This is a genomic window from Streptomyces sp. WM4235 (genome assembly GCF_001279725.1).
Taxonomy (GTDB): Bacteria; Actinomycetota; Actinomycetes; order Streptomycetales; family Streptomycetaceae; genus Streptomyces.
The window spans coordinates 145,272-156,819 of sequence record NZ_LGDE01000001.1; the positions used below are offsets into that span (position 1 = coordinate 145,272).

At 72.0% G+C, this 11,548-nt stretch carries 10 protein-coding genes; 1 reads left to right on the top strand and 9 read right to left on the bottom strand.

Annotation, left to right across the window (positions count from 1 at the left end; genetic code table 11):
* Positions 1 to 66 precede the first annotated feature (66 nt).
* The 9 genes from ADK55_RS00640 to ADK55_RS00680 form a co-directional block, all read right to left on the bottom strand.
* Positions 67 to 1,158, bottom strand: coding sequence for a glutamate ABC transporter substrate-binding protein (locus ADK55_RS00640; protein WP_371591381.1), 1,092 nt, complete (start codon positions 1,156 to 1,158; stop codon positions 67 to 69).
* Positions 1,155 to 2,561, bottom strand: coding sequence for a hypothetical protein (locus tag ADK55_RS00645; protein ID WP_371591380.1), 1,407 nt, complete (start codon positions 2,559 to 2,561; stop codon positions 1,155 to 1,157). Before ADK55_RS00645 ends, ADK55_RS00640 begins: the two co-directional genes overlap by 4 nt.
* Positions 2,562 to 2,800: 239 nt before the next feature.
* Entirely contained in the window at positions 2,801 to 3,811 is a 1,011-nt protein-coding gene (locus tag ADK55_RS00650) for an N-acetylglucosamine kinase (protein ID WP_053674849.1), read from the bottom strand.
* Complete coding sequence (locus ADK55_RS00655; protein WP_053674850.1) at positions 3,802 to 5,067, bottom strand: 6-phospho-beta-glucosidase; 1,266 nt, start codon at positions 5,065 to 5,067, stop codon at positions 3,802 to 3,804. Before ADK55_RS00655 ends, ADK55_RS00650 begins: the two co-directional genes overlap by 10 nt.
* Before the next feature lie 5 nt (positions 5,068 to 5,072).
* The gene (locus ADK55_RS00660; protein WP_053674852.1) at positions 5,073 to 5,927 is read right to left on the bottom strand and encodes a carbohydrate ABC transporter permease; all 855 of its coding nucleotides are present in this window, start codon (positions 5,925 to 5,927) and stop codon (positions 5,073 to 5,075) included.
* Between the two features lies 1 nt (position 5,928).
* Positions 5,929 to 6,870, bottom strand: coding sequence for a carbohydrate ABC transporter permease (locus tag ADK55_RS00665; RefSeq protein WP_053674854.1), 942 nt, complete (start codon positions 6,868 to 6,870; stop codon positions 5,929 to 5,931).
* Entirely contained in the window at positions 6,867 to 8,210 is a 1,344-nt protein-coding gene (locus ADK55_RS00670) for an ABC transporter substrate-binding protein (RefSeq protein WP_053674856.1), read from the bottom strand. The genes ADK55_RS00665 and ADK55_RS00670 overlap by 4 nt, the downstream gene beginning before the upstream one ends.
* Positions 8,211 to 8,279: 69 nt before the next feature.
* Positions 8,280 to 9,497, bottom strand: coding sequence for an ROK family transcriptional regulator (locus ADK55_RS00675; RefSeq protein ID WP_053674858.1), 1,218 nt, complete (start codon positions 9,495 to 9,497; stop codon positions 8,280 to 8,282).
* Positions 9,498 to 9,620: 123 nt separating this feature from the next.
* Positions 9,621 to 10,688 carry a mechanosensitive ion channel family protein gene (locus ADK55_RS00680; RefSeq protein WP_078998313.1) on the bottom strand — a complete coding sequence of 356 codons (1,068 nt, stop codon included), beginning with the start codon at positions 10,686 to 10,688 and terminating at the stop codon, positions 9,621 to 9,623.
* 260 nt (positions 10,689 to 10,948) lie between these two features.
* Here ADK55_RS00680 and ADK55_RS00685 point away from each other — a divergent pair, with 260 nt between their 5' ends.
* Positions 10,949 to 11,497 (top strand): HNH endonuclease, encoded by a 549-nt coding sequence (locus ADK55_RS00685; RefSeq protein WP_053674860.1) that lies wholly within the window; start codon positions 10,949 to 10,951, stop codon positions 11,495 to 11,497.
* Positions 11,498 to 11,548 lie beyond the last annotated feature (51 nt).

Genomic DNA, 11,548 nt, shown 5'->3' on the forward strand with positions numbered 1-11,548 from the left:
CACCCTCCTGCGGACGACCCGGTCCGACCACACCGCTCATGTAGGGCTCTGCCTCCGTCACGGGCCTCAGCCGTCCCGGTACTTGGGCGCGGGCGGGGCGGTCACCTTGGGCAGCACGGCCTCCAGGTGCTTGCGGTAGGACTGCATCCAGGGGCTGCCGTCGCCGCCCGCGCGGTAGTCCTCCAGCACCTTGTTGACCCGGCGCACCAGATCGGAGGCGTCCTTGTTCATCGCGATGCCGTAGAACTCCCGGGTGAACGGGGAACCGACCAGTTGCACCGAGGGGTCCTGCGCGGCCTGGCCGGCGGCGAGGGCGTTGTCCGTGATGATGCCGTCCACCTCGCCGAGCTGGAGGCGCACCAGGCAGTCCAGCTGGTTCGACACGGAGACGGACCGCGACCCGTACGACCGGGACTTGAGCGCGGCCTCGGCGGTGGAACCGGTCGCCGTGCAGATCCGGCGGCCGTTCAGGGAGGCGTCGTACCCGGTGATCGGCGAACCCTTGGGAGCCAGGACCTGCTGCCCCGCCTCGAAGTACGCCGTCGAGAAGGCGACGTCCTCCAGCCGCTTGCAGTTGATCGTCATGGTCCGCACGACGACGTCGACGCGGTTCTCCTGGAGGGCCGGCACGCGCTGGCTGGTGGGGATGGCCCGGTAGATCACCGCGTTCTCGTCGCCCAGGATGTCCTTGGCGATGGCCTTCACCAGCGCGATGTCGAAGCCGTCGAGGTGGCCGTCGGGATTGCGGTAGCCCCATTTGAAGCTGTTCTGGTCCACGCCCGCGACGAGCTTGCCCGCCTGTCGGATCCGCTCGATGGTCGGGCCGTCGACGCCGGACGGGCGCAGGCTGGCCTCCGGGTCCTGGCAGGTGTCGGTCGGGCCCGCCGGCGCGATGGCCATCGTGGCGGGGGGGCGGACCGGGCCGGAACCGCCGGTGTCCGGCGTGGCGTGGGCCAGTGGCAGCAGCACGACGACGGCCGTCACCGCGCAGGCGGCGGCCATGGCGCTCACCCCGCCCCAGCCGCGCAGGCGGCGCGTCACCCGTCGCAGTCCGCCCGCCCCGGGGACGCCGTCGGCGCCGGTCCGGCCGTCCGCGCCGGCGTCGCCGTCCGCTCCGTGCCCCTGGTCGCGCCCCGCTCGTATCCGCATCGATCTCACCTGTACTCCGAAAGCCTGCGACCGATGCCGAGCAGTGCCGCCGCCGCGCCGACGACCGCCAGGGCCGCCGCTCCCGTCGTCAGCCCGCCCAGCGCCCCGAGTCCGCCCCGGGCCGCCTGAGTGAATTCCCGCTGCTCGTGGACCACGGCCTGCTCCAGGGAGGCGTCCACGGTGTCGAAGGAGGCCCCGCTGCTGTCCTTGTGGTCCTTGTCGCCGACCACCTGGACCAGCGCGAGATCGTAGTCGCCCCGCATGTCGCTCTCCCGGGCCGAGGCGTGCCGCTGCTTCCACTGCGTCACACCGGCGACGGCCTTGGAGACCGGTTCCTCGCCGCTGTCGTCGTCGGCCAGCCGCAGCGCCGCCGACAGCCGGGTGTCCAGTTCCTTCATGTTCTTCGTGTAGTCCACGTCGTACTTGTCGGACTTCTTGTCCTCGGCCAGCACCGCGCCCCGCGCGACCAGCGTCAGGTTCTCGTTGGCCCGCGCCTGGAGGGAGGCGATCCGCGCGTCGTTGAGGACCTTGAGGGACTCCTGCCCGTCCGACCGGGCCTCGCTCAGCCCCGATCGTGCGACCGTGGTCCCGACGACGAGCCACAGGAGCACCACGACCGAGGCGGCCGTTGCCGCGACGAGGCCGTGGTTGAAGACCCGGTTGGTGCGCCGGTAGTTGCGTCGCTGCGCCCACGCCAGGGCGCCGATGCCGAGCAGACCCGCGCCGATCGAGGCGAACGGCCAGGAGCGGGCGTCGTCGTAGTCCGTGTAGAGGCGCCCCGTCTCCGCCTCGTAGAGCCGCTGGGCCGCCGGCAACAACACGGTGCTCATGCGCTCGTTGGCGTACCGCAGGTAGGCGCCGCCGAGCGGCAGCCCCTGCCGGTTCGTGGCCCGGGCCTGTTCGATCAGCCCGGTGTAGCGGGGCAGCTCCTCGCCGAGGAGCGCTATCTCCTTGCGGGACTCCCCGCCGGCGCCGGTGTTGGCCGCCGCGCTCACCAGCAGCCGGGAGGCGTTGGCGATGTCCTTCTCGTACCTCTGGCGGACCTCGCGGGGTTCCTGGGCGCCGGCGAGGAAGCCGCTGGAGGAGGCCGTGTCCGCGTCCGCGAGCGAGCGGTAGATGTTCGCCGCGTCCGCGCTGAGCGGCTGACTGTGGCCCACCACGTCGTCGGCGGCGGTGGCCCGGTCGGAGATCTCCCACACGGTGACCGCGCCGAACAGCACGACCAGGGCGGCCAGCACGGCCCCGATGATCCGCAGCCGGCCCGGTTCGGTGGTCGCCGCCTCACGCAGCAGGTCCACGCCCTCGGCCCAGGCCGTTCCCCGGCCCGGCGGTTCGGGCGTTCCCGCGGGCGGCCCGGCGGGCGGTGCGGAGACACCGCCGCCGGGCGCGGGCGCGCGTGATGTGATGGCCACCGTGACCTCCCCCTCGGTCCTGAAATCCCCCAGCCACCGCTGGAAGGTACCCCCGTCGCAGCAGTATGGACGTAGTGGAGGTCAACCACAGCACCCGGTGTCGGCTCTCGGGTGATACGTCCCGAGCCCGCCCCCGGTGTCGTCGTCGGGCCCCCGCCGCGCCGCTCCCGCCACCCCTTCACCGTGTATACGTCCACACGACCGCCACGGTTCCAGACGGGACGCCCCCCGGGGCCGGTTCACCCGAAATGGGCACGGAGTTTTTCACGGGCCCCGGCAGGCGCGCCCAGCGCGTCCAGCCCCAGCAGCCCCGCCCCCAACACCGGCGGAGCCACGATCACCGACATCCGGGCCAGCGGAGCCCGTTCGGCGAGCCCCGCCTCGACCCGCCGGTTGAGCCGCGGATGCCCGGCCGCGAGCACACTGCCGCCCAGCACGACGGGTGTCGCCTTGCCCAGCAGGTCGAGGCGGCCCAACGCCACCGAGGCCATCGCCACCACCTCGTCCGCCTGCCGGTCCACGATCGCCGACGCCACCGGATCGCCCGCGGCGGCCACCGCGAACAGCACCGGCACCAGTTCGTGCGTCCGCCGCTGGGGCGCCCCGCCCAGGTGCAGGGCCTCGATCAACTCGTACATGGAGCCGAGACCGAAGTGCCCGGGCAGCGCCCGCGCCAGCTCCGTCGGCCCGCCCCGGCCGTCCTCGGCCCGGGCCGCCCACCACACGGCCTCCTCGGCGAGGCCGGCCCCACCGCCCCAGTCGCCGGAGATCCGACCGACCGCCGGGAACCGCGCGGTCCGCCCGTCGGGAAGCATCCCCACGCAGTTGATGCCGGCCCCGCACACCACCGCGACCCCGCGCGCCGGCCCGGTGTCCGCGAGCCCCGCCCGCAGGATGGCGAAGGTGTCGTTGCGGACCTCGGTCGCCGCGCCCCAGCCGCGCGCGCCGATCGCGTCCGCCAGTCGGCGTTCCTCGACCGGCAGGTCGGCGTTGGCCAGGCAGGCCGAGACCTGCGCGGCGTACGGGGCGCCCGGCCGCGGCCGGGGCAGTCCCGCGGCCTCGACGGCCTCCGCGACGGCCCGAGCGAGCACGTCCACGGCCGGTTCGACCCCGACCCGGGGCGGTTGGAAGCCCCCCGACCGCCCGGTGCCGAGCACCGTGCCGTCCGCGGCGATCAGCGCCACGTCGGTCTTGCTGTTGCCCGCGTCGACGGCCAGGACCGCCGCCGGGCCGGACCGGCTCACGCCCATGCCAGGTGCTCCTTGTTGTGCGCGAGCAGCCGGTCGGTCAGCCCCTCGGCGAGGTCGAACTGCCCCACCAGGGGGTGCGCGAGCAGCGCCCGGAAGACCCGCTCGCGCCCTCCGCGCAGGGCCGCGTCCAGCGCGAGGTCCTCGTAGGCGGTGACGTGCGAGATCAGCCCGGCGTACAGCGGGTCCGGGCGCGACACGGCCAGCGGCACCGGCCCCGAGCCGTCGACCAGGGCCTGTACCTCGATGACCGCGTCGTCCGCGAGGAACGGCAGGGTCCCGTTGTTGAGGGTGTTGACCACCTGCACGGACGGGCCGCCGCCGCCCAGCAGGGCCGCCGCCAGGTCCACGGCCGCCTCCGAGTAGAAGGCCCCGCCCCGCTTGGCCAGCAGCGCCGGCTTCTCGTCCAAGGCCGGGTCCCCGTACAGCGCCAGCAGTTCCTTCTCCATCGCGGCGACCTCGGCGGCCCGCGAGGGCTTCTCGCCGAGCTCCCGGACCACCGCGTCGTGGGCGTAGAAGTAGCGCAGGTAGTACGAGGGGACCACGCCGAGCCGGTCCAGTACCGCGCGCGGCAGGCGCAGGTCGGCGGCGACCGCGTCCCCGTGCTCGGCGAGCAGCCCCGGCAGCACGTCCGTGCCCCCGGGACCACCGAGGCGTACGGCGGTCTCCCAGGTCAGGTGGTTGAGCCCGACGTGGTCGAGGTGGATCTCGGCGGGGGCCACGTCCAGCAGCGCCGCGAACTTCCGCTGGAAGCCGATGGCGACGTTGCACAGCCCGACCGCCTTGTGCCCGGCCTTCAGCAGGGCGCGGGTGACGATCCCGACCGGGTTCGTGAAGTCGATGATCCAGGCGTCCGGGTTGGCGCGCCGCACCCGCTCGGCGATGTCGAGGACCACCGGGACCGTGCGCAGCGCCTTGGCGAGGCCGCCCGCGCCGGTCGTCTCCTGGCCGACGCAGCCGCACTCCAGCGGCCAGGTCTCGTCCTGGAGACGGGCGGCCTGGCCGCCGATCCGCAGTTGGATCAGCACCGCGTCGGCGTCGGCCACGCCCGCGTCCAGATCGGAGGTGGTGGTGATCAGCCCCGGGTGGCCCTGGCGGGCGAGGATCCGCCGGGCGAGAGCGCCGATCAGCTCCAGCCGTTCGGCGGCCGGGTCGATCAGGACCAGTTCGTGGACGGGGAGGGTGTCGCGCAGCCGCGCGAAGCCGTCGATCAGCTCGGGGGTGTAGGTGGAACCGCCGCCCACCACTGCGAGTTTCATCGTGTCTAGCCCTTCACTCCGGTCAGGGTGACTCCCTCGACGAACGCCTTCTGGGCGAGGAAGAAGAGGACGATCACCGGGGCCATGACCAGCACGGTCGCGGCCATGGTCAGGTTCCAGTTGGTGTGGTGCGCGCCCTTGAAGGACTCCAGGCCGTAACTGAGCGTCCAGGCGGCCGGGTTGTCGGAGGCGTAGATCTGGGGGCCGAAGTAGTCGTTCCAGGCGGCGAAGAACTGGAACAGGGCGACGGCCGCGATGCCCGGCCTGGCCATCGGCAGGACCACGCGGAGCAGCGTCCGCACCTCGCCGCAGCCGTCGACGCGGGCCGCGTCCAGGTACTCGTCGGGGATGGTCAGCAGGAACTGGCGGAGCAGGAAGATCGAGAAGGCGTCGCCGAACGCCATCGGGACGATCAGCGGCCACAGGGTCCCGGACAGGTCCAACTGCTTGGCCCAGAAGAGGTACATCGGGATGACCACCACCTGCGGCGGCAGCATCATCATGGCGATCACCAGCAGCAGCGACAGTCGCCTGCCGCGGAAGCGGAACTTGGCGAGCGCGTAGGCGACGGGCACCGAGGACACCACGGTCAGCAGTGTGCCGAGTCCGGCGTACAGCAGCGTGTTGCGCCACCAGGTCAGGAATCCGGGGGTGTTCCAGACCTGGACGTAGTTGTCCCACTCCCAGGTGCGCGGCCACAGGTCACGGGTCAGCGCCTGCTGGTCGCTCATCAGCGAGGTGAGGAAGAGGAAGACGAAGGGGAGGACGAAGAACAGGGCGGCGGCCACCCCCAGGGAGTGCACCGCGACCCAGTGCAGCAGCGGCTTGCGGCCCCGGGGGAGCGCGGTCGAGTCGGCCATGTCAGTCACCGGATCCGATCAGTCCGCCACGGCGGCGCATGAGGAGCGCGGTGAAGGCCATGGAGAGGGCGAAGAGGACCAGCGCGACCACGGACGCGCTCCCGTAGTCGAAGCGCTGGAAGCCGACGTTGTAGACGACCTGCGGCAGCGTCAGCGTGGACCGGTCGGGGTAGCCCGGCTCGAACTGCTGCCCCGAGCCGCCGATGACGCCCGCCGCGACCTTCCCCGCCACCAGCGGCTGGGTGTAGTACTGCATGGCCTGGATGACCCCCGTGACCACCGCGAACAGGATGATCGGCGAGATGTTCGGCAGGGTGATGTGCCGGAACCGGGCCCAGGCACCGGCCCCGTCCAGCTCGGCGGCCTCGTACTGCTCCCTCGGTACGTCGAGCAGCGCGGCCATGAAGATCACCATCAGGTCGCCCACGCCCCACACGGCGAGCACGGTCAGCGCCGGCTTGGACCAGTCGGCGTCGGTGAACCAGCCGGGCGTGGGCAGCCCCACCGAGTCCAGCAGCACGTTGACCGGCCCGGTCCCGGGGTTGAGCAGGAAGACGAAGGCCAGGGTCGCGGCCACCGGCGGGGCCAGGTAGGGCAGGTAGAACAGGGTCCGGAAGATCCCGGCGCCCGTCTTGATCCGCGTGATGAGCAGGCCGACGCCGAGGCCGAAGACGATCCGGCAGCTCACCATGACCACGACCAGCCAGAGCGTGTTGCGCATCGCGGGCCAGAACAGCGGATAGTCCGAGAACACGTACGCCCAGTTGTCCAGGCCGTTGAAGACGGGTGGACGGAAGCCGTCGTACCGGGTGAAGGAGAAGTACGCGGTGGACAGCAGGGGGTAGGCGAAGAACACCGCGAACCCGATCAGCCAGGGCGACATGAAGGCCGCGGTGCGCAGCCTCGCCCCGCGGCGCTTCGCCCGCAAGGTGCGCGTGGTCATCGGGGCTGCTTGGCCTTCGCGATGTCGGTGTCGATCTGCTTGTCGGTCGCGGCGAGACCGGCCGCGATGTCGGGCACGTCGCCCTTCTCGACCCGGTACGCGAACTCCTGGAAGGTCAGTTGGTAGGTGCCGCCGTCGGCCTGGGCCGGCGTGGTGCTCGACGCGGGGTGCCGGGCGATGTCGATGAAGGTCCGGAACTCGGGGGTCACCCGGAGCCGCGGGGACTCCAGCGCGGCCAGAGTCGAGGGCACGTTGTGGATGGCGTTGGCGAAGTCCACCACCGCGTCGGTGTCGGTGGTCATGTACTTCACCAGCTCCCAGGCGGCGTTCTGCTTCCCGCTCGCCGCGGAGATGCCCATGACCGTGCCGGAGAGGTAGCCCTTGCCGTACTCCGCGAGCCGGTCGTCCGGGACGGGCAGCGGCGCCGTCCCGATCTCGAACTTCACCCCGGCCTCCCTGGCCATCGCGGGGCGCCACTCGCCGTCGATCTGCATGGCGACCTGGCCCCGGTGGAAGGGGTGTTCGGCGCTCCACTCGTCACCGAAGGTGCTGCGGAAGCGCTCCAGCTTCTCGTAACCGCCCAACTTGGCGACCAGGTCCTTCTGCGCGGTCAGCATCCGCGCGAAGCCCGGGTCGGCGGCCAGGTTCGACTTGCCCCGCGCGTCGAACCAGCTCGGGCTCCACTGCGCGGCCAGCCGCATGGGGGTGGTCTCGTAGCCGTGGAAGGTCGGCATGACGCCGAGCCGGTCGTAGGTGTCCCCGCGGGGCACCGTCAGCTTCTGCGCGACCTCGACGAACTCGCTCCAGGTCTTGGGGGGTGCGGTGATCCCGGCGGCGGCGAAGGCGGTCTTGTCGTAGACGAGGCCGTACGCGTCGTTCAACAGCGGCAGCGTGCACTGGTTGTCGTCGAACCGGGTGTACTCCAGCAGGGTCTTGGGGAAGACCTTCGTCTTGTCGACGCCCGACTTGGCGAGGAAGGGGTTCAGGTCCGCGAACGCGCCGGAGTCGCAGAACTTGCCGACGCTGTCGGTGGTGAAGGAGGAGACCACGTCGGGGGCCTTGTCCCCGCCCGCGCGCAACGCCTGGTTGATCTTGTCGTCGGTCATGTTGCCCGTGACCCGGACCTTGATGTTGGGGTGCGCCCGCCGGAAGCGCCCGATGTTGTCCTCGATGGCCTTCACCTCGCCGGGTGCGGACCAGCCGTGCCAGAAGTTGAGCGTGACCTCGGCCTTCGGGTCGTCCGCGGCGGCGGATCCCCCCTGGCCCGTACAGGCCCCGGCGAGTACGGATATCGCCGCGAGGAGCGCGGCCGTGAGCATCGGTCGTCCGGTTCTGGGCATGGCGGGGCTCGCTCTCTGCGTGAGGGAACTTCCGTGAGGGGTGCCGCGGTGGTGCGCGAGGGGGAGGTGTCAGTTCAGGGGCTGCTGGAGGGGCCGACGGGAGGTGTCGAAGACCTCGTCACGGGTCGCGGCCAGGGCGCTCTCCAACGCGCCCCGCAGGACGGGCCGCTCGCGCACCTCGCCGGCGACCAGACGGGGGCGGGAGGGGGCCAGCTCGGCCAGTTCGGTCTCCAACAGGGCGTGCAGCGGCGCCCCGCCCGCGCCGATCAGGGCCCCCGACAGGACCACGATCTCCGGGTCGAGCACGGAGACCAGCGAGGCCAGACCCGTCGCGAGGACGGTGGCGTACGAGCGGAGGAAGCCCAGGTGCGGGCCCTCGGGCTCGGCGGCGGCCCGCTCCAGCAGCGCGACGCCGACGGAGACCTCGGGCCCGGTCGGGACCTCGATGCCCAGCTCGGCGGCGAGCCGGGGCAGTACCTGTACGCCCGCCAGTTCCTGGTAGCCGCCGGTGTTGGCGCGGGCGACCTGCCGGACCAGGGGGTGCCCGGGCACGGGGAGGAAGCCGACCTCGCCCGCGCCGCCCGTCCAGCCGCGGTGCAGTCGGCCGCCGAGCACCAGGGCGGCGCCCAGGCCCTCCTCGTTCCACAGCAGGACGAAGTCCTCGTGGCCTCGGGCGGCGCCGAGCCGCTGTTCGGCGACGGCGGCCAGGTTCACGTCGTTCTCGTACTCGACCGGCATCGGCAGGGCCGCCGCCAGCTCGTCGAGGAGGGTGGGGGAGTGCCAGCCGGGGAGGTGGCTGGCGTACCGCAGCCGGCCGGTCTGCGGGTCGAACGCGCCCGGGGTGGCGATGACGAGGCGGTGCAGGTCGCAGCGCTGGAGCCCGGCGGCCTTGACGGCCTCGCCGAGCGCCTCGGTGACCTGGTCGACGGCGCCGGCGCCCTCGGAGTAGGGGAGTTCGAAGGTGCCGACCACCGCGCCGGTCAGATCGGCCACGGCCGCGACGATCCGTTCGGGGGTGACGTCCAGTCCGCCGACGTGGGCGGCCCGGGCGTTGAGCGTGTACAGCTGGGCGCTCGGGCCGGGGCGGCCGCCGTCGGTGCCGGTGGCCACGACCAGCCCGGCCTCCTCCAGCCGGGCCAGCAGTTGGGAGGCGGTCGGCTTGGACAGTCCGGTCAGCCGGCCGATCCGGGTCCGCGACAGGGGGCCGTGCGTCAGCAGCAGCTCCAGGGCGGCGCGGTCGTTCATGGCGCGCAACAGGCTGGGCGTACCGGGGGTGGCGGCGGGCATGGAGCGGTTCTCCCTCACCGAGATGAACTGTTAGGTAAGTTTCCTATCACCGTTCGAGCCCTGTCAATGGCGCCGCCCCGCAGGATGTGACCTGCGGGGCGGCGAAAGCGTTCGATGCGGCGGCTACTTGGTGATCCGGGGATTGCCGGGCGCGCTCGGTCCGGGGATCGGTGTGGTGGCCAGTGCCTGCGGGGACGTCGGGTTCGACATCGCCGACGGCGCCGCCACGGAGGCCGACGGGTCGGCGGCCTCCTCGGCCTCCTCCGCGTCCGGCAGCCCGCCGATGATCCGGATGCCCGCCGCGTCGAAGGCCTCCTTGATCCGCCAGCGCAGTTCGCGCTCCACGGCGAACTGCTGACCGGGCATCGTCTTCGCCGACACCTTCACCGTCATCGAGGCCAACAGCACCTCGTCCAGGCCCAGTACCTCCACCGGACCCCACAGGCGCTCGTCCCACGGGGACTCCTTCGCCATGGCGTCCGCGACCTCCTGGACCACCTCGCGCAAGTGGGAGAGCCGCTCGGTCGGCTTGACCTGCACGTCCACGCCCGCCGTGGCCCAGCCCTGGCTGAGGTTGCCGATCCGCTTGATCTCGCCGTTGCGGACGTACCAGATCTCGCCGTTGTCGCCGCGCAGCTTCGTCACGCGCAGCCCGACCTCGATGACCTCGCCGGAGGCCACCCCCGCGTCGATCTTGTCGCCGACGCCGTACTGGTCCTCAAGGATCATGAACACGCCGGACAGGAAGTCCGTCACCAGGTTCCGCGCACCGAAACCGATCGCCACACCGGCCACACCGGCACTCGCCAGCAGCGGCGCGAGATCGATCTTCAGCTCGGCGAGCACCATCAGCACCGCCGTGCCGAGGATCAGGAACGAGGCCACCGACCGCAGCACCGAACCGATCGCCTCGGATCGCTGACGCCGGCGCTCCGCGTTGACCAGCAACCCGCCCAGCGTCGTCCCCTCGACGGCCGCCGCACCCCGGTTCATCCGGGATATGAGCCTGGTCAGCGACTTGCGGATCACCGAGCGCAGCGCGAACGCGATCACCAGGATGAAGACGATCCGCAGCCCCATGGCCAGCCAATCGGCCCAGTTCTGCTCTATGAAGTCCGCGGCGTTGGTGACGCTCTCCGCGGCGTCGTCGGTGGTCGCTGCCAGCGGTAGCAGGGTGGCGGGCGAGGGCACGGCGGGAACCTCCAGGCATAGCGGTCTGCCCGCGAGAGGTTTGTGCGGGCAGACCAACCACACTAACGGGGCACTCGCCCGACCTTGTTGTCGTCGTGGAGGGAGAGACCAGACTCACCCGGCGAGAAGGCGGGTGTGGTTGAAAACACCCCGGACCCGTTACGGGCGCGTGGTGGCGCTTCGACCTGCCATAAGGGGAGACTGGAGAGCAGATCGTCCCGGCGCGAGCCACGCGCCGCCGGCGTACAAGGAGGCAGTCCGTGCCGCACGTCCTGGTCCTCAATGCGTCGTACGAGCCGCTCGGCGTCGTACCGCTCCGCCGCGCGCTCGTCCTCGTCCTGGAGAACAAAGCAGTCTCCTTGGAGGAATCCGGCGCCTTTCTGCACAGCGCGACGAGAGCCGTCCCCGCTCCCAGCGTGGTCCGGCTCAAGCGCTTCGTGCGGGTCCCCTACCGGGGGCCCGTTCCGCTCACCCGCCGCGCGCTCTTCGCCCGAGACGGCGGACGCTGCATGTACTGCGGGGCCGTCGCCACCAGCGTCGACCACGTCATCCCGCGCAGCCGGGGTGGGCAGCACGCGTGGGACAACGTCGTCGCCGCGTGCCGACGCTGCAACCACGTCAAGGCGGACCGCCACCTGCTGGAACTGGGCTGGCGGCTGCGGCACCAGCCGGCACCGCCGTCGGGCCTCGCCTGGCGGATCATCGGCACCGGCCACCGGGACCCGCGGTGGATGCCGTACCTCCAGCCGTACGGGGCCGACGACGCCCTCGATCGGATCGGGATCGGGGTGACGGCCGCCGCGTCCTAGCCTCCCGGCCGCTTCAGCCTCGCCGGCGTTTGAGGCGCGGGGTCTGGGGCG

Bases quoted from the DNA above. Each gene is read 5' to 3' on its own strand.
- ADK55_RS00650 (WP_053674849.1), bottom strand. From the start codon at position 3,811: ATGGGCGTGAGCCGGTCCGGCCCGGCGGCGGTCCTGGCCGTCGACGCG.
- ADK55_RS00655 (WP_053674850.1), bottom strand. From the start codon at position 5,067: ATGAAACTCGCAGTGGTGGGCGGCGGTTCCACCTACACCCCCGAGCTG.
- ADK55_RS00660 (WP_053674852.1), bottom strand. From the start codon at position 5,927: ATGGCCGACTCGACCGCGCTCCCCCGGGGCCGCAAGCCGCTGCTGCAC.
- ADK55_RS00665 (WP_053674854.1), bottom strand. From the start codon at position 6,870: ATGACCACGCGCACCTTGCGGGCGAAGCGCCGCGGGGCGAGGCTGCGC.
- ADK55_RS00670 (WP_053674856.1), bottom strand. From the start codon at position 8,210: ATGCCCAGAACCGGACGACCGATGCTCACGGCCGCGCTCCTCGCGGCG.
- ADK55_RS00675 (WP_053674858.1), bottom strand. From the start codon at position 9,497: ATGCCCGCCGCCACCCCCGGTACGCCCAGCCTGTTGCGCGCCATGAAC.